General features: G+C 57.5%; 16 protein-coding genes and 1 pseudogene. 5 read left to right on the top strand and 12 right to left on the bottom strand.

Translation table 11 applies throughout. From position 1 onward, the window contains the following. Window positions 1-612: pseudogene (locus AC19YR_RS07990) on the bottom strand (IS3 family transposase); the annotation flags it as partial. Window positions 613-623: 11 nt separating this feature from the next. Here AC19YR_RS07990 and AC19YR_RS07985 point away from each other — a divergent pair. After that, window positions 624-1,607 carry a hypothetical protein gene (locus AC19YR_RS07985; protein ID WP_500597894.1) on the top strand — a complete coding sequence of 328 codons (984 nt, stop codon included), beginning with the start codon at window positions 624-626 and terminating at the stop codon, window positions 1,605-1,607. Between the two features lie 739 nt (window positions 1,608-2,346). Beyond that, window positions 2,347-2,796, top strand: coding sequence for an Xre family toxin-antitoxin system antitoxin (locus tag AC19YR_RS07980; RefSeq protein WP_500597893.1), 450 nt, complete (start codon window positions 2,347-2,349; stop codon window positions 2,794-2,796). Between the two features lie 602 nt (window positions 2,797-3,398). Here the strand turns inward: AC19YR_RS07980 and AC19YR_RS07975 are convergent. The 4 genes from AC19YR_RS07975 to AC19YR_RS07960 form a co-directional block, all read right to left on the bottom strand. Next, on the bottom strand, window positions 3,399-5,486 hold the full coding sequence (locus AC19YR_RS07975; protein WP_500597891.1) for a hypothetical protein: 2,088 nt from the start codon (window positions 5,484-5,486) through the stop codon (window positions 3,399-3,401). Beyond that, the gene (locus tag AC19YR_RS07970) at window positions 5,473-6,993 is read right to left on the bottom strand and encodes a tyrosine-type recombinase/integrase (RefSeq protein WP_500597890.1); all 1,521 of its coding nucleotides are present in this window, start codon (window positions 6,991-6,993) and stop codon (window positions 5,473-5,475) included. The genes AC19YR_RS07975 and AC19YR_RS07970 overlap by 14 nt, the downstream gene beginning before the upstream one ends. Window positions 6,994-7,004: 11 nt before the next feature. Continuing rightward, on the bottom strand, window positions 7,005-8,258 hold the full coding sequence (locus tag AC19YR_RS07965; protein WP_500597889.1) for a tyrosine-type recombinase/integrase: 1,254 nt from the start codon (window positions 8,256-8,258) through the stop codon (window positions 7,005-7,007). A gap of 237 nt (window positions 8,259-8,495) precedes the next feature. Continuing rightward, the gene (locus AC19YR_RS07960; RefSeq protein WP_500597888.1) at window positions 8,496-8,837 is read right to left on the bottom strand and encodes a hypothetical protein; all 342 of its coding nucleotides are present in this window, start codon (window positions 8,835-8,837) and stop codon (window positions 8,496-8,498) included. 176 nt (window positions 8,838-9,013) lie between these two features. On the opposite strand from AC19YR_RS07960, the gene AC19YR_RS07955 reads away from it, so the two are divergent. The 3 genes from AC19YR_RS07955 to AC19YR_RS07945 all read left to right on the top strand — a co-directional run bounded on the left by AC19YR_RS07955 (window position 9,014) and on the right by AC19YR_RS07945 (window position 11,057). After that, entirely contained in the window at window positions 9,014-9,295 is a 282-nt protein-coding gene (locus tag AC19YR_RS07955) for an XRE family transcriptional regulator (RefSeq protein WP_500597886.1), read from the top strand. A gap of 197 nt (window positions 9,296-9,492) precedes the next feature. Next, window positions 9,493-10,182, top strand: a complete 690-nt coding sequence (pmrG, locus tag AC19YR_RS07950; protein WP_256576547.1) for a lipopolysaccharide core heptose(II)-phosphate phosphatase PmrG — start codon at window positions 9,493-9,495, stop codon at window positions 10,180-10,182. Window positions 10,183-10,184: 2 nt separating this feature from the next. Next, window positions 10,185-11,057: a phosphatase PAP2 family protein gene (locus AC19YR_RS07945; RefSeq protein ID WP_500597895.1), complete on the top strand. Its 873-nt coding sequence runs from the start codon at window positions 10,185-10,187 to the stop codon at window positions 11,055-11,057. A gap of 21 nt (window positions 11,058-11,078) precedes the next feature. Here the strand turns inward: AC19YR_RS07945 and AC19YR_RS07940 are convergent, their stop codons facing one another. The 7 genes from AC19YR_RS07940 to AC19YR_RS07910 form a co-directional block, all read right to left on the bottom strand. Continuing rightward, a complete protein-coding gene (locus AC19YR_RS07940; RefSeq protein WP_500597884.1) occupies window positions 11,079-12,341 on the bottom strand; it encodes an OprD family porin in 1,263 nt (420 codons plus the stop codon). Window positions 12,342-12,470: 129 nt separating this feature from the next. Beyond that, the gene (locus AC19YR_RS07935; protein ID WP_500597883.1) at window positions 12,471-13,625 is read right to left on the bottom strand and encodes an iron-containing alcohol dehydrogenase; all 1,155 of its coding nucleotides are present in this window, start codon (window positions 13,623-13,625) and stop codon (window positions 12,471-12,473) included. Between the two features lie 25 nt (window positions 13,626-13,650). Continuing rightward, window positions 13,651-14,805 (bottom strand): iron-containing alcohol dehydrogenase, encoded by a 1,155-nt coding sequence (locus tag AC19YR_RS07930; protein WP_500597881.1) that lies wholly within the window; start codon window positions 14,803-14,805, stop codon window positions 13,651-13,653. A 9-nt stretch (window positions 14,806-14,814) separates the two neighbouring features. Beyond that, window positions 14,815-15,462 (bottom strand): ABC transporter ATP-binding protein, encoded by a 648-nt coding sequence (locus tag AC19YR_RS07925; RefSeq protein WP_095108297.1) that lies wholly within the window; start codon window positions 15,460-15,462, stop codon window positions 14,815-14,817. Beyond that, window positions 15,459-16,229 carry an ABC transporter ATP-binding protein gene (locus AC19YR_RS07920; protein WP_095108296.1) on the bottom strand — a complete coding sequence of 257 codons (771 nt, stop codon included), beginning with the start codon at window positions 16,227-16,229 and terminating at the stop codon, window positions 15,459-15,461. Before AC19YR_RS07920 ends, AC19YR_RS07925 begins: the two co-directional genes overlap by 4 nt. Then, window positions 16,226-17,170: a branched-chain amino acid ABC transporter permease gene (locus tag AC19YR_RS07915; protein WP_500597879.1), complete on the bottom strand. Its 945-nt coding sequence runs from the start codon at window positions 17,168-17,170 to the stop codon at window positions 16,226-16,228. The genes AC19YR_RS07920 and AC19YR_RS07915 overlap by 4 nt, the downstream gene beginning before the upstream one ends. A gap of 1 nt (window position 17,171) precedes the next feature. Further along, window positions 17,172-18,071 (bottom strand): branched-chain amino acid ABC transporter permease, encoded by a 900-nt coding sequence (locus AC19YR_RS07910; RefSeq protein WP_095108294.1) that lies wholly within the window; start codon window positions 18,069-18,071, stop codon window positions 17,172-17,174. Window positions 18,072-18,113 lie beyond the last annotated feature (42 nt).

Raw genomic sequence — 18,113 nt, 5'->3', positions numbered from 1 at the left:
AGGCAACGGCTGGTTTACCGCCATATTTTCCCGGCCTCCGTCGATACCCAGTCTGAGAACGTAAACCTTCAAGGCGCATCAACCTAGCTACCCGGTGACGGCCACAGCTCTCACCAACCTCTCGCAGGTCATCATGGATCTTGCGATAGCCATAAACACCACCGCTTTCCAACCAGGAGTGTTTGATCAGTCCAAGCAGTCGCTGATCGTCCTTGGCTCGCGCAGATTTTGGTTCTGATAGCCACGCGTAGTAGCCGCTGGGATGAACCTTGAGCGTCAGGCAAAGCCGTCGAATCGCGTAATGACCCGCTTGCTGCTTAATAAAGGCGTACTTCAGCCGCACTCCTTGGCAAAGTACGCGGCGGCCTTTTTTAAGATGTCTCGCTCCTCCGTCACCCGTTTCAGCTCGGCCCGTAGACGACGAACCTCAGCGCTCTGATCATCCTCCTCAACGCGCTGTTCCTGGGGCTTGGTGTAGCGCTTAACCCAGGCATAGAGGCTGTGCACGGACACACCCAATCGTGCAGCCACCTCCGAAACAGGAAGCTTCTTTTCGGTCACTTGTTTGACCGCCTGGATTTTGAATTCTTCGGGATATCGCTGGTTGCTCATGGCACCTCCTAATGGGCCTCATTTTAAGGCTTGGAGGTGTCTACGAAACTAGGGGCGATTCAATCCGTCTGGAAGGAAAGACTCAGATCTGGAGAAATCTTGGATTTCAGGATCTATTTACTTTCATGCGAACAGGCGAGAAAGACCGGTTGAATTTTGAGCGCTTGTTCGAACGTCACGAAGCTCCCTATCCTGAGCATGTGTCCAGCTTACTTGCTATGATCAACGAAGTTAGAGGTCGCCTGGATAAGCAACCTAAAATACATTTGAAGGATTTAGAAGGATTCGACTTTGAGAGGTTTCTCGGTCACGTCAAGTTTATTTATACATATAAAACAATGAACTGGTTGCGAAACCCTTATAAAATCAAGGAGGTGTTAAAGCGGTTCGATACCTTCTTAGATCACTCCCTCGATAAACCTGGCGCCCTTTCGCTGTATCTGGCACTGGCCAAAAAAAACTCATCTGAAGAAGCGTATATCTGCAACACTTACGGCGTTTCGTCGAAGGAGTATCAGCAGTGGATTAGGCTGTTGCTACTGTTTCTCTACGTTGACAGATATGACGATGAGTCCCAGTTGGACGGATTTATAAATGAATTTTTTATAGCCCCAGAGTTCTCCACAACTATATTCGTCGCTGTGTTCGATGAGCGCTGTGCGCTACTCACGGATACTGGGGTGGTTAAAGACTCGGGAAATGGCCCCCTCACCTATATGAATGTATCCAAAAGCTGTATTGTCGCGCTTGAGCACGCGTTTGTTGATGTCACATTGGACCGGGTGATAAGGGAATATGGTTTTGATGAAAGCGCACGAGAACAAATTAGGGCTAGGATTGCCACTGGGGTGAATGCGGTCCTCACGGTAAATAGCTACGAACTTCTTGGCGGATACAACAAGATTTGCGTTAAAGCCGCTGCGCTAGAAGTATTTTGCGCAACACCGGATGTCCAAGGCGTGCAGGTACTAAAATCCGGGCAGGAAAGAAAATAGACCACTGCTTGGGGGCGATATGCAGCCTTCCGGTAAGGATAATTCTGTGCATGTTCAGGACGAAGGGCGGAAAGGTACCGCCGGCAAGCTCGGAAAAACTGAATCGCCACGTGTTCCGTAGATGTCTCGTTGTCTTAAACTGAGGTCGACTACGAGGCGCCCTGAGCAATCCGAGTTATCCCAACACATGAAGCGCTGCCAATTGGCGTGGAGACCCGGCGCCTTCAGGCCTTCATAGGGTCGAAAATAACCAGCTTTCACCTCAAGCCTCAGTGCTGAGGTTACGCAGGAGGTTCGCCTAGAACGGCTCAGCCTCTGATGGGGCAGCCTGCATGTCCAGAACTTTGCGGTTACCGTCAATGTTCACGACCAGAGCAGTCTTTACTGCGACCGATGCAATGCGCTTCTGGTTGGAAATCGCAACGGCGATAGTCGTGTGGCCGCGAGGGGAGGCGCATGCGAGATCGCCGCAAGCGGAATTAATTCAAAGCGGCAACTACCGAGAATTTCTCGGTAGTTCAGGGTTCGAAGGTTTATCACTAGGCAGTTGAGTAGGAGCAAAAAACACAAAAGCAAAAAACCGGTCGTTGCCGGGCTTTGCAGACCCCTTTAGGGGATAGAACTAAAGTGCCTCAGGGGCTACAGGTAAACCATGGTTGATTGACGCAGATGTCAATCCTCTTGCATCAAACCGCGACCGCCACGCATCATGTGGTATCACGATTTCAGGAGATTCGCCATGCGAGCTCAAATTCTTCGTGGCTCTGGATACTCAGCGTACCGTGTACGCCTTGAAACCCTGCTAGATATTTCTGTCTTGGCCAGTGATATGGATATTCACAACTGTATTACACAGGGTTTTCCTGCAGCCCGACTGGTGCAGTTGACGGAAGACGGAACGGTGTCGCAGCTCGAACGCGATCAAATTATCCCACCGCGAACGCTAAAGAGCCGCATCAACCGCAATCAGCTCCTGACAGTTGAGGAGAGCGATCGCTTCTTTCGCATCGCGCATATCCACGCTATGGCCGATGCGGTGTTTGGTGAGTCCGACAAAGCCAAACTTTGGCTCTCAAAGCCCAAGGTGCGATTCGGCGGCATGGCTCCAGTGCAGATGCTGAATAGTCAGCAAGGCACAAGCCAGGTTGAAGATATGCTGCTGCAACTCGCAGAGGGCTTCATGCTGTGACCCTACAATCAGGTCAGCCGGTGGAGACATCTAAGTAAGGTCTGCCTGGTTGGATGTGCTAAAGCGGTAGGGCGTGGAACGGTAGCCGAGTAACCCATACCGTAATGTATAGTCGTTAGAAACCTGTGCAAACTTGTCCTAGGGCAACTCCGCTGATCATGCCGTAATCTGTAGTCGATGACCTGGCTAGGTAGATTTATGAGTGTTCCTCAGCGGTGCCATTATCGACTCGACATCCAGCCCGCCAAGTAGGCAATTGTGCGCTATTGCCGAAAGGGCTTCAAAAAGCTGGTCTCGCTGTCTCACCAGAACTGCATTTTCCGTCTTAAGACTTGCAATACGCTCCTCAAGGCTCCTGCGTCGACGGGCACCGTCTGGGTCTCTCCCGCTTTCCCTCAGTTGTGCGATTCGCGCAGACTCGATTCTGTTTCCACGGTCACCTCCTAGCGTAGCTCGGCTTGTCAGGCCCAGCCGGCGCTGCACCTCCGGTCGGGAAATGGGGGCGAGCTCCACTCCTGAGCCAATCATCTGGGCGAGGAGGGCGTCTATTGCCTCATCTAGAGTCCCGCCCCGCAATATCTGTCGTCTCGCCATAGTAGCCTCTAGTCATCTGAAACCGAACTGTGTCGTTTGTCCGTATCTGCAACTGTCACAGGATGCCCATCTGGAAACACGCGTTGCACGCCTACATTGGTATCGCGTGCAAGGACTGATCTTAAATTATTGAGCTTGTCTTCCTGGTCTGCCAGCCATACATCGCTGCCTGCCTCTCCGGCACCGGCATCGCGCATAATGGTAATTGCGTTCGTCAGATTATCGGCTTGTTTCTTAAGGTTAGCCCGTTCCGATGGTGTGCCCATCAGATGCAGATGCGAGCAGCCATTCCAGCACTGAAGATGCTTAGGGCAGGGCGCTTGGGAGAAGTCGTGAATGCAACCTCCAAAGGGTGTCACGTGCAGCGCCGTTGCGTGTACGGTGAGGAATGCTTCTGCCGTGATCGCGCCTTTATCTGACAGCAGCGCATGGTAACTGTCGGTCAAAGTGCCCTGAATGCGCTTATCTCTTATGCCCGCATGTAGAAAGTCGATACGGTCGTGATGGCTATTGAACGCCAAGAACTCTTGATGGGTAGCGGTGTTTTCTTCAATGCTTGTGTGTTGGTAATAGACATTCTGGTCGAGGCGTTTTCGCCCCAGGGCCAGCGCCTGCTGAACATCGCTCATGCCAGTCAGATGGTAAATAGTATTTCGCCAGTGACGCGGTTGATGGCTAGTCAGCTTGATCGGTGTCCCATCCGCTTCAAATAATGAACGGCGCGAGAATATGGACGAGAATCGCGGATCCGCGCCGAGTGCTCGGTTAATGTCAGCCAACATCACTCGTCGTGGAATGGCACGGAACACGTTGGCCTCACGTCCCCCCAAACGAAATTGTCCGTCAAATGCGATGGCAAGTGTTTCACTTGTTTTTAAGACAACACGAAGCTTGCCGCTGACATTTTCGGTAAGCGCGGCATGCCCGTGAAGTTTAGGAACGAGAAAACTCTCAATATCGCCAGCCAAATACTTTTGCCTCGACACCTTGCTAGGATGGATTCCATTTCGTGAAAAGTACACATTTAGGTTCCGAGACGAATCGCGATTCTGACTGAATCCAAGCCAGCTAAAAATTTCAGCTTCTGACATTTCCTTCTTCGGCGAGTAGTCCCAGAGGCGACCTGGATTATCTTCTTGCCATTTAGCGATTTCTCGCTGTTCCTGGGTCAGTAACTTGAGTCGCGTGACTGCACGCCTAGCTAGAGGGACGTCGCTTTCTGCAAACCAATGAACACGAGATTGAAAATGCTTCTCCGCAAAGTACCTAATTCCGCATTCGACCAAGCGCTTGCCATTTGCATCTACAACTATCTCACCTGTTGCTCCTTTGATTGGTCTTTCAACCCAACAGTCATAAGGAATTACCGCTACCTCGTTCCCTCTTTGGCCAGTCGCGATCAGTAAATCGATTATGCGCAGCAAAATCTCTTCGCTGTCATTAAGCGGATTATTCGAACAAAGGGCGTAGGCTTCCATCGCCTCACGAGAGGGCAACTTCTCATCAGATTTACGCTGTTTTACAGTGCGATCGGGATCATGCAGCGAAATATAGTCGTGACGGCGCTTTTCTGGTTTTGCATCATGCTCAAAGTGGATGGCGATCTTAGTTAATTGCAGAATATCAATCGTATCCGCTACTACTTGAAGATGAGAGGTCGCGTCGTACAGATTCTTGTAACCGCTTTGGCGGAGGAATTCTACGACGCGATCAAAATCACCTCGTGTCAACTGTGTGGGATCGGATGCGCCGCGCTCAAACAAGGGGTTGTATACCCGCCGGATAGCAATATTGTATGCAGCCACCATCGAAAACTGCAGGCTCCGGGTGCGTTGTAGATACACAATCAGGGCCTTGTTAAAATCTTGGAACACGAGGGGGAGTGGGCCCTTCGCCGGAGAAGGATAGCCCGTTTTTTCGAGGGCTTGCCGATGCGTCTCGAAGGTAAGCGTATTTTGCTTTCCACGTTGTGGTAACCAGCTTCCGACGCCCCATAACGATGACGCCCACGGTGTTGAAATCGGTAACGAATGGAAAATCGCTTGTTCCTGTGTAACAAAACCTCCGAGGCGTTGACTTGCTCTAGACAGCGTCATCTGCAGCATCCTCAGTTTGCTGCCGGCAGCGCTCGATCGTAGCGCTTACCGCCAGAATGGTTGTCTGATGCTGGGCCAGGGGCCGGTTGTGAATGAGATCACCGGCTAGTTCTGCCATATCAATGAACCGTTGGGCCTCCCGCTGGAGTGCCTCCTTTACCTGCTCATGGCGGCCGTCAGCAAAGGGGTGGAACTTCTTGCAGGTGTAGCAGGCGTATATAGGGTTGTAGGGACAGTGGGTATGGACCGGCAGGGCGCAGGCGCCAATATCGCCGATGTACTGCGTATCAATGACGCCGCGGACTGCTCTTTCAGGAGCAGTATCGCGGCGTTGAACGATTTGCCCAGTTAATAAGCTGCGCATGATGCGTTGATAGGCCGGGCTCTTACCCAGTGCTTTCTCTTTTATCCGGGCAATGTTGGGGGTTGCCGTTACATAAGCACGGGCCGCAACCGTGCTGTTGTGCCCGAGCAGTTCGGCAATTATGTCTGCCGGAGTACCCTGATCCGCCAAGCCTTGCCCGAGGTGGTGACGCAATAACATGGTTACCTGATTCGGCGTGTCTATCCCAGCTTCACGCAGCTCGCGTTTGAGACCTGAACCGATTTCAACAACCGAGAGACGCCTTCCACAAGGACTGACAAATAATGGTTCACAGTCGCTACCAAAACGGCGTTGAATTTCTAAAACGTGACGTGAGATTTTCTCACCCAGGCGGGTGGTTATTTTACGGGGGCGCCGCTCAGGTCTGCGCTGGCCGACCTTTTTGGCCATGGGTAGCCATAGGGTGTAGTACTTCTCATGATCAGCACTTTCAATGAACTCAAAGTCCGCGACGTCTAGCGAATGAAACTGAATCGAACGCGGCCCCAATTCAAAACCCAGGTGGAGCATCATATTGAGCTGAGCATCTACCCAGTCACTTGAAGAGGTTTTTCGCTCTATACGCTTGAGCAATCGAATTTCCTCATCAAGTTCTAAACCAGACTGCGAGAGAAAAATTCGAGCATACGGTTCAACCCGATCTGATTTCACATCCTTGATTTTAAGGAAGATGTTTGAATCAAAACCTTTAATCCCTCTATCAACTGCCCAGCGATAAAGTCTGCGAAATCCAATTAGATGTTGCCTGGATTGTTTGAAGCCATTTAATTCAGCGATTAAATTATGATAATCCCAAGGAAAGTAACGAGCAAGCGCGGTGCTTGATAAATAGACAAGAGTTCTTACAAACATGAATGCTGTCTGTGGAGCATATTTTTCCAACGCATATGCCATAAAGCTTTTGGCTATTTCATTGAGCTCTGGAGTTAAGTCAAGTGAGGCCCAGTCAATTTTCAGTGCAACCCCACCGTCGTACCACGTCCACACCGGCAGCCGGGTATCGACGTATCGTGGCTGGTCATTGGTGCGAGTTCGAATCGCAACCTGAGCCGGGCCCTCGAACACGTAGGCCGGAAAAGAGGAGGAGGGTGAAGCGTGTTCTTGATCGGCTGATTTGGTCACGGTGAACCTCCTTAACTGTCAAGTCGGCTCCAGGCTGCTGAGGCACGCTGGGCGTTGTGGAAGTTGGCCGACTCGGCTAGATAACGACTTGCATAACGGCGTGGCATCGTCGAAGTGTCAGTCCAACCGCAGACACGCCGGAGTTCGTCCGTGGCCCGCTCGAGGTCATACCCACGCTTCTCGACCAGGTAAGCCAAAAAACGATCGGCAAAGGTGTGACGAAAGTCATGCGCGGAAAGTGTAGGCAACAACCCCGGATGAGCCAGTTCAATTGTCAGAAACAGCCGATCAAGGACGCTAGACAACGCTCGGATCGACAGCGGGCGGCCTCGGTCAGAGATGAACAAATAGCGGTACAGCAATTTCATTGGTTTGCCATTACGCAGGGGGCGTCGCTCTCCCTGGATATAACGCTCGTAGACTTCATACAACTGCGCGGAAATACCTACTGTCCGTCCGTGTGTTTTCAGCGCAGGCTCTTCAGCGCGCGGGTCACCGGGATCATTTGCGCGCTCATTGATGCTGACATAGGCATGCTGAGTACCATCATTGACATCGGTGGTGTAGAGCTTGAGAAGCTCCCCTCGGCGCATACCGGTCTCCAGTAGTAATTCAATCATCAGCCAATTGCGCAGTTGCAGCCTTTCCGGGAACGGATTCGCCGTTGCGCCGGGGCGAATCAATGTGCGAACGATCTGAAGTTGCGTATCTGTCAGGCTGCGGTAACGAGCATGGTCGGGACGAACATTGATGATATGGCTCTCAAAGCGCCGCTCTATCACGTCGGCGACATCGGCAAATACCACCTCGATGTTAGTCTGGGTGGCGGAATTCTGATGGGCGCGCGGAATGTAACGGGTGACGCACCAGGAAAGGTATTTCTTCAGCAAACGCAGGTACTGGTCCCGGGTACGCGGATCGATCTGAGGAAAAAGTACCGTTTCAGCTTTGCCGATTCGGGCGACCAGGTTGTCGGCTTGACGACTGCTTTGAAGCCAAATGGCGTAGCCGTCCAATAAAGCCAGAATCGCCTCGAAGTGGCAGGCCAAGATAGCCTCATCGATATCCAGATCTCGGGTTCTGGCATAGGAGTAGAAAGCCAGGATCGCGCGCAGATGCGCCGCAGCCGTGTTGTAAGCGCGCTGTCTGAGTTTAAGTTGGACGTAGATGAACGGGACAAGTGTGGGCAACGGCGCCGCATCACCAGCTTGTACAAGCAGCGGTAGTCGTTGACCTGAAGAGAAACGGCACTGAATCAGTTTCATCGGCAGCCACCTCATTCAAGGACTCGCCATGAACACGGAGTACATGGCCCGTTGAGAGAGTGGATGCCGGAAGCCGATTTGTCGAATCAGTGCCTTACGAGGTTCATGAACATTATTAACATAGCACCTCGTTTAACATAATATACATTATGCGAACCTAAGGATAAGAGCCTGGGGGCAAGAGACGCGCCTTTCAATGTGCTGAAAGCCCCCGACCACGCTCAATTCAGCCTGCGGTCAATCGTTAATGTAACGTTCACGGGTCAACGAAGCAGGATTGCCGCTCACCAGGTTCAGCCCTTGATGTGTCAGAACAGCCCCTTCAAAGCTAGCTGGAAGCTCTTTGGAGAACCGGACAAAGCCTTCGTCAGACAACCAACGCACGCAACTCGTGAACAAAAACTCCTCAGCACTTGCCGCAACATATCCAGCTCCATCCCAGCTATTGCCTTCTCGATAGACAGTCTGATAATCGGCTGAGTCAGCTTGCAAGTGAACGGGCTGGGGGAAAGTTACGAGTAAATGTTGAAGAACGTTTGCTACAACGAGGTCGAATTTTTCGATTTGCGCAATTGCCATTAATGTTACCTTTAGATTAGTGAGTGCTCCCTTTTGCATTGGAGGCCGCATCAGAAGTCAAGAAAATTATACCACAACTAAAAAACACCCTAAGTTGAGCAAAAGTCTATGCAAAAAGTTGATGGTTGAATGTAGCTTTGCAGATATAGATAACCGTTATTTATGGAAAACCAAAAATGACCGAGCAAGAAAAACCTTACAACGTTTACGCTGACATCGGCGTGGCCAACCCTGAGGAAATGCTGCGCAAGGCCCGGATCGTCACGGAAATCAGCCTCGTGCTAAGCCGCTCAACAGACGGAATTACAAATGCAGCAGCCGTCTTGGGCCTGAGCGAGGCTAGGCTAAATGAGCTTTTGCGCGGACAATTCAATGACTGCGAGGAAAAGGATCTGATCAAGTACCTAGAGAAACTAAACCACGGCAAGAGTTTCGCGGGCGCGAAACTGGAGGAATGACAGTTACAGCCTTCTGCTTCTGCTGATATCTAATACGATTGAGTTATAACTATGCTAAATGGTTCTTTAGTTGAGTTATAAATAGACACTGCAACAATCCCCACTCCATAAGGTTTTTTTCACTTCCCCTTCACCCTCCCCCCACACCCCCGCTCCTACAGTGCTCACATTCCCGTCCTGCCTGTCGGAGTGACAGCATGCTGCAAGGCGCTATCGAAACCCCCGTGTTTGCATCCCGCCCTAAGTGGCGCCGCCGGCCCGGCGCAAAAGCGCTGGCCATTGGCCTGTTTACCCTGCTGGCCCTGGTCGCGCTGACCACCTGGCTTTCGTCGAGGACTCTCATCATGAATGTGGGCAATGAACAGCAAATGCTCAGCCGCGGGATTTACGCCGATTGGGCCAAAGGTGCGGTGATTGTCCTGATCCGCCATGCCGAGCGTTGCGACCGCTCGCCGAACCCCTGCCTGGGCGACCCCGGTGGTATTACAGTCGAAGGAAGTCAGGCCGCGGCCGACGTAGGCCAAGGCATTCAGCGCTTGGGCCTGGAGCAGGCGCAAGTGCTGAGCAGCCCTACGGTGCGCACGCAGCAGACGGCGCATTTTATGTTCGGCGATGCCGTTGCCACCCAGGACTGGTTGAACCGATGCGACCGGGATTTCGCCGACACGGCTTTCAAGCACAAAACCGAAGGCCACAACCTGGTGCTGGTGACCCACAGTGGTTGCATCGACTATGTCGAGCGTCAGTTGAACGTCCCTGGCGGCGAGCGTTCAAGCGCCTATGCCAGCGCCCTGTTCATCTCCATGGGCAGCCAGGGCAAAGCGCGCATCCTCGGCCAGATGAACGCCAACCAGTGGCGCACACTTGCCGCCGGCGCCGGGCAATGAACATGCAGGCACCGTCCCGTTCGCGCTTCTATCTATTCAACCTGGGCCTGCCGATGTTGCTGGCGATGGCGGTGTTCCTAGTGTTTGACCTGACGGAGTTGGACCGCGCTATCAGCAACCTGTTGGTTGACCCTGCCAGTGGCCAATTCCTGATGCGCCAAAGCCGTTGGTTCGAGATCGTCACCCATAAATGGCCCAGGGTCCTGCCGGATTGGACCGGCGAATGGGCGCTGATCGGTTCGTTGCTGTCGTTTGTCTGGCCACGCCTTGCCAGCCGTCGGCCCAGCCGCTTTCTGGAGAAAACCCGCATCGCCCCGTTGCTGCGCTTTACCACCCGGCACCGCCGCGACTTGCTGTTCGTCGTCGTCGCTTTTGCCCTGTGCACCCTGGTTATCCATTACCTCAAAAGCCACACCAGCGTGTACTGCCCGGTGGAAACCACGCTCTACGGTGGCACTGAGTTGCGCAAGGAATGGTTCGAGAATTTCACGTGGTTGGACAAGGCCGGGGCTGGTCGCTGCTGGCCGGGCGGCCATGCGTCCAGCGGGTTTACCTTGCTGGCCCTGTATTTCGTTGCCCTGCGCCACCGCTGGGCCCATGCGCGCAAGTTGCTAATGGCGGTGCTGCTACTGGGCTTTTTTTACGGCACCACTCGGGTACTGCAAGGTTGGCACTACATGTCCCACACCTTTTGGGCGGGGATTTTCGTTTGGTTGACCACCTGGCTGACGGCGCTGTTTTTCTATGGGCGGTTGGCATTGCAAGCGCCTATGCGAAGTGTTCCAGGCACGCCCTGCTTCGCCCTGAAAAACAACCACCTTCTCAATGGCTGGGCTGAGTCGTGCCCCCGCACCCGCCTCAGTGCCAAGAACTGAAGCGGATGCGGGCGTGCAGTATCAGAGCGCCGAGAAGGCGTAGCTGACGATCAGGCGGTTTTCGTCGAACTCCAGGCTGCTGTAATCGCGGCGCAACGTGCTGTTGCGCCATTTCAGCGTGAGGTTTTTCAGGCTGCCGCTTTGGATCACGTAGGCCAGTTCACTCTCCCGGCCCCACTCCTTGCCGTCGCTGACGGTGGCAGTGTGCACGTTGTCGCCGCTGATGTAGCGGTTCATCAGGGTCAGGCCCGGCACGCCGACGCCGGCGAAGTTGTAGTCGTGGCGCAATTGCCAGGAGCGTTCTTTGGCGTTGTCGTAGCTTGAGTTGTAGCTGTCGTTGGCCAGGGTGCCGCCGCTGGTGCCGTTGACACGCATCCAGGCGTTGTCGCCACTGACCTTTTGCAAGCCCACATAGAAGGTGCTGCTACCGTACTTGGCCGAGAGCATGGCCGAGGCGGTTTTGTTGTCCAACTCCCCTGCCCGCTCGCTGCCGCTTTCCTTGCCGATGAAGTAGCCCAGGTTGGCGCCCAGGGTCCAGGCACCGACGGCTTGGCTGTGCACCAGGTTGATGAACTGTTGGTTGTAGATGTCTTTTAGCTCGGCATTCCACAGGCCGAGCATCGTGCGTTTGTCGTTGAACGTGTATTCACCACCGGCGAAATTGAAGCGATCGGAGGTGACCCCGCCCAAACCGGTCATCGACATATCGTCCATGCTCGCGTCGTTGCGCGGGCTGTTGCCACGGAACTGGCCACCGTAAAGGGTCAAGCCGTCGATTTCCTGGGACGTAACCTGTGCCCCGCGCATTGTCTGCGGCAGGGAGCGGCCGTCGTCGGAACGCAGGATTGGCAGCACCGGCATCCACTCGCCGACTTTCAGCTCGGTCTTGGACAGCCGCGCCTTGAGCGCCACTCCAAGGCGCCCGAAGTCATCGGCCGGGCGGCCGTCGTCGTGTACCGGCAGTAAATGGGTGTTGGTGGTGCCCCGCCCGCCGTCGAGCTTGAGGGCGTACAGGCCTAGCACATCCACGCCAAAGCCCACGGTGCCTTGGGTGAAGCCGGACTTGGCGTCGAGGATGAAACTCTGGGTCCATTCCTCGGCCTTGCCCTGGGAATACGCCGGGTTGGTGAAATTACGGTTGATGTAGAAATTGCGCGCCGTGAGGCTGGCCTTGGCGTCCTCGAAGAACCCGGCGCTTTCCTGGGCCACGGCGGGCAGTGCCGCGATGGCCAGGGCCAGGCTGCTGAGGGCCAGTTGAGCGTTGGAGCAGGTACGACCTTTCATTGTTTTTATTCTCTTGGTTAAAACGCAGGTAAAACCCTGCCCTGCGCAGTTGCGGACGATCCGTAAAAGGCCAGGGGTAAAGCCGATACGCCCGCGTACCGCGTTGCGGCGCGGGCGCCACAGCGTGGGTCAGTAGATGCCGCGGTAGATGGCTTCTACATCGTGCTCGGTCATGTCCGTGGGGTTGCTGTCGATAAGGCGGCGGATGCCCACCACCACCTCGGTGGCCATCAGCGGCAACGCCGCTTCGTCCACGCCAAGGTTGGACAGGCGCAGCTCCAGGCCACTGTCGGCCACCAGGGCCTCGATGGCCTGGACAAAAGCGAGCGCCGCGTGCGCTTCATGCTCGAAATGCTCCCCGGGCAACAGGTAAGCCGCCAATTCGGCGTATTGGCGCTGGGCCGCGTGCAGGTTGAAGCGCAACACCGGCGCCATCACCAGGGCATTGGCGTGGCCGTGGGGAATGTGGAAGCGCGCGCCCAGCGGATAAGCCAAACCGTGGATCGCCGCCACCGAGGCATTGACGAATGCCATGCCGGCCATCAGCGAGCCTTGCAGCATCGCGGTGCGCGCGGCGACGTCGCGGCCATCGGCCAACACCTTGCGCAGGTTGGCGCCCAGCAACGCCAAAGCGGCTGTGGCCAAACCATCGGCGATGGGGTTCTTGCGGGTGCGGCTGGTGTAGGCCTCGATGGCGTGGACCATCGCGTCCAGGCCCGTGGCCGCGGTGACTTTGGGCGGCAGGCCGAGGGTCAGCTCGGGGTCGAGCACGGCGATATCGGGCATCAATTGCGGCGAATACACCGCTTGTTTACGTTGCTGCTCGTCGGTGATGACCGACACCCAGGTCACTTCCGAACCGGTGCCCGCCGTGGTTGGCACCAGCACCAGCGGCACCCGTTGGCCCAGGGCCTTGTCGGTGCCGTAAAGGTCTTCCAGGGGTTGCTCGCTGCGGATCAGCAAGGCCACCAATTTGGCCGCGTCCAGGGAACTGCCGCCACCCAGGCCCAGCACCGCATCGGCCTGGAACGAGCGCGCTTGCTCGGCGGCTTGCTTGACCACCGTGGCCGAAGGGTCCGGCACGACTTGGTCGTACACCGTCACCGCACAACCGGCCGCGGCCAGCGCCGTTTGCGCCTGGGCGGCAAAGCCCAGGGCGACGATGCCCGGGTCGCACACCAACATCACCCGTTGCGCGCCGAGGCCCGCTAGCAGGGTGCCGACGCTACTTAACGCACCGGCCTCGCAGACCACACGGGGCACGCTTCTGAATTCGTAATTCATGCTCATTCCTCTCAAGGGCCTGGGGTCACAACACCGAGGCGTAGATGGCGCGGGCGTCTTCGCGGCGCACCGGGCGCGGGTTGTTGATGAGCAAGCGCTCGACCTTCATCGCGTCGTCGGTCAGGCGATCCAGGTCCTCGGCGCTCACGCCCACCTCCTGCAAACGCTGGGCAAACGGCATGCGCGCCACCAGTGCGGTGATAAAGCCGATAAAGGCGTCGCAGGCCAGGGCCGGGCTGGCGAAGCGCTGGCCCGGCAACACCGCCGTGGCCAGCTCGGCGTACAACGCCTCGGCCGCCGGCCGGTTGAAATTGAGTACCGGCACCAGCACCAGGGCGTTGCTCAGGCCGTGGGGCACATGGAACTGCCCGCCCAGCGGATAAGCCAGGGCATGCACCGCCGCCACCGGCGAGTTGGCGAACGCCATGCCCGCCAGCATCGAGCCCAGGAGCATGTCCGAGCGTGCCGCCAGGTCGCCGGGCTCGGCCAGCACCCGGTCGAGGTTGCCCGCCAGCAGGCGCAGGGCCTGCACGGCGAGGCCATCGGAAAGCACGTTTTTCTTATGCACGCTGGTGTACGCCTCAATGGCGTGGACCATGGCGTCCACCCCGGTCATGGCGCTGACCGCCGCAGGCAGGCCCACGGTCAGGCGCGCGTCGAGCAAGGCGATGTCCGGGTACAGCAAGGGGCTGACCACGCCTTTTTTCTCGTGGCTGGGGGTGGTGACGATCGCCACCGCCGTGACCTCCGAGCCGGTGCCCGCCGTGGTCGGCACCTGGATCAGCGGCAAGCGCGGGCCTTGGGCCAGGTTGATGCCGTAGATCGCCTCCAGTGCCTGCTCGCGGCCACACAGCAGGGCGACGAGTTTGGCGGTGTCCAAGGAGCTGCCGCCGCCCAGGCCGATCACTGCTTGGGCGCGGCAGTTGCGCGCCGCGTCCACGGCATCCTGCACCGAGGCCGCGGGCGGGTCGGCTTGTACGTCGCTGTACAGCGTTGCCTCCACGCCGGCCTCACGCAGCGCCTGCAACGGCGCGTCGAGCAAACCGGCGCGCAGCAGGCCCGGATCGCTCACCAGCAGCACCCGCTCGGCCTTGAGTTCCCGGCACAGCGTACCGAGGCGCAAGGCGCCGTCGATTTCGCAAATCACCCGGGGCGTGGTTTCAAAGTTAAATGTCGACATGCTTGCGCCCTACCCTGCGGTTACGCTGCCGCGTTCGATGCGAAACACGGCATCGACCAGGTCGGCAGAGTGAGTGTCATCGGATTCGGAGATCAGCACACACAGGCCCTCTTGGCCCAGTTTGGCGATCACCTCGCTCAAGCGCCGGGACAGCACCGGCGCCACGCCCTCGAAAGGCTCGTCCAGGATCAACAGCTTGTTGCCCGGCATCAACGCCCGCGCCAGGGCCACCAGTTTCTGCTGGCCGCCCGACAGTTGCATGGCCTTGCGGTCGCGGAACTGGGCGATCTCGGGAATCAAGCTATAAACCCATTCCAGGCGCTGCGCGCTGTCGGCCAACTTGTTGGCCCACACCGGCAGCAGGATGTTTTCTTCCACCGTCAGCGACGGGATCAGGCGACGGTCTTCGGGCAGGTAGCTGATGCCGGCGGTGGCGCGGGTAAACGCCGGTTGCGCGCACAAATCCTGCCAATTGAAGAAGATCGACCCCGAATCGGCGGGCAACAGCCCCATGATGGCGCGGATCAGGGTGGTCTTGCCGGCGCCGTTATGGCCGATCAGGCCGACCATTTGCCCCGGGCCCACGTACAGCGACACGTCGTGCAGGATCGGCACACCGTCGATGGCCACGTTCAGGTTGCGTATTTCCAGGCTCATTGCTGCACCTCCTTGTGGGCCTTGGGGCCGCCAGTGACGAATTCCTGCACCCGCGCGTTGGCCAGCACCTCTTCGGGGGCGCCGTCGGCCAGCACTTCGCCGCTGTAGAAGGCGAGGATGCGCGAGACATAGCGGCGTACCACGTCCATATCGTGTTCGACGAACAACACCGTCACCCGGTGCTCGGCCACCACTTTCATCACGGTGTCCATCAGCGCGGTTTTTTCTTCGGCGCTGACGCCGCTGGTGGGCTCGTCCAGCAGCAGCATTTGCGGGTCGCCGATCAGCGCCATGGCGATGTCGATCAGCTTGCGCACCCCTTGCGGCACCGCAGTGACCAGGGTGTCGCGCCACTGGCTGATGCCGAACTCGGCGAGGATCGCGTCGGCGCGGGCAATGCGCGGTGCGCTGCGCATCGGCGCAAGCAAGGCCGGGAACGGGCTCTCGGCGGCGGACACGGCAATCAACAGGTTGTCCAGCACGCTCAGTTGCGGGAACAACTGCGCCACTTGGAACGAGCGCGCCATGCCGGCGCGGGTGATGGCCCGGGGCGTGCGGCCGATGATCGAATCGCCGTTGAACAGGATCTCGCCACCGCTGGGTTTGAGGTAGCCGGTGACCATGTTGATGAAAGTGGTTTTGCCGGCGCCGTTAGAGCCGATCACCCCCACCACTTCGCCCTGGGTGATGCGCACGTTGACGTCCTTGGCCGCCGTGACGGCGCCGAACGACTTGCACAGGCCCCGCGTTTCAAGAATGCAGTTCATGCCTTGGCCCTCCTGGCTTGACCGGTAAACAGGCTCCATAAGCCCTTGGGCAGAAAGACAATGATGGCCAGCAGGGTGAAGCCCAGAATCATCTGCCAGCTATGGGGCACCAGTTCGATGGCGTAGGTACGCACCACCGCGAACACGATGGCGGCGATAAAGGGTGCCGCCACGTGGGCGGTGCCACCGAGCAAGGCAATGAAGACGAACTCGCCGGAGGTGATCCAGTACGCCATTTCCGGGTCGATATGCCCGGCCGACAGGGCCATGAAACCACCGCCCAGGGCCGACACCGCGGCTGCGGCGACGTAGTTCATGTACAGCACCCAGCGGGGCGACTGGCCCAGGTATTCGACCCGCACTTCGTTCTCGCGGATCGCTTCGCACATCATCCCGGCACTGCTGCGGCCATAGCGGTGCAGCAACACCGCCAGTACCGCCGAGGTGGCGACGATGATGACGAACAGCGCCAACGGCGCCTGGCCATGGGCCGGCGACCAGCCGAACAGGGTCCAGGCCTTGACGTTGAAGCCGTCGGTGCTGCCCAGGCCCGAGCTCTTGACCAGCACGCCGTAGAGAATCATCGAGAACGCCAGCGACAGCATGGCAAAGAAGATCTCGCGGTAGCGGGTCATCAACAGGCCCAGGAGCATGGCCAGCAACACCGCCGCCCCCACGCCGATGGCCAGCAGCACGGCCAGGTCGCTGATGTTCAAGAAGTGCCCGCTCATGCCCACGGCGTAGCCGCCGACGCAAAAGAACAGGCCCTGGCCAAAGGTCACCAGGCCGGCGCGCATCTGCATCACCACGCCCTGCACCACCATGGCCTTGGCCAGCGCCATGGTCAGCAAAAACACCAGCCACTGCGGCGCGATCCAGCCGCCGGCGGCCAGGGCCACGGCAACGCCCAGCAAAATCAGTTCGGTTTTATCCAGGCGCATATCAGATCTTCCTCGCAACGACGCGGCCGAACAGGCCCTGGGGGCGTACCGCCAGCACCAGCGCCATGACGCCGTAAATCACAAAGAGCTCGAACTCGGGGGCGTAATGCACCGCCGCCGCCCGGCTCAAGCCCACCAGCAACGCGCCCACGGCCGCGCCTTCGATACTGCCCATGCCGCCGACCACGACCACGGCGAAGGCCAGCACGATGATTTCCACGCCAATGCCCGGCACCACGGAAATCGCCGGGGCGGTCAAGGCGCCGGCCAGGGTGCCGAGCATGGTGCCCAGCACAAACACCAGGGTGAACATGCGCCGCACGTTCACGCCCATGGCCATGGCCACTTCACGGTCGTGGATCACCGCCCGCAAAACCTTGCCCTGGTGCGTGCGTTCCAGCCACAGCCACAGGCCCAGGCCCAGCACCGCCGAGACGCCCACCAGCATCAGGTCGTAATTGGACACCTTGAGCCCGGCCAGGGCGCTGCGGCCCATTTCGGCGTAGGGCTGGTAGGCGAAATAGGGGTTCACGCCCCAGATCATCTTCATGGTGTCTTCCAACACCAGCAGCAGCGCGTAGGTGATGATGACCATCAGTACTTCATCGCGGCCATACATGAACTTGAGCAGGCCGCGCTCGATAATCAGGCCCACGATCAGGCCTGCCACCAGGGCGCAGCCGAGCATCAACAGGTAACCGGCCCACACCGGGCCGATGCCATTGTTGAAATACCAGCCCACCAGCGAGGCGGCGGTGTAGGCGCCAATGGCGTAGAAGCTGCCGTGGGCCATGTTCAGGATGCGCATGACCCCGTAAATCACCGTGAGCCCGGCCGCGACCAGAAACAGCCACGAGGCATAGATGGTGCCGTCGATCAGCACCGCGAAGAGACTCATCATAGAGGTCCTACCTTGGCAAAAAGGTGGCGGCGCCCGCAGGCC

Source organism: Pseudomonas sp. MF08817 (genome assembly GCF_059862705.1).
This window is presented reverse-complemented; position numbering and strand designations above follow the sequence as displayed.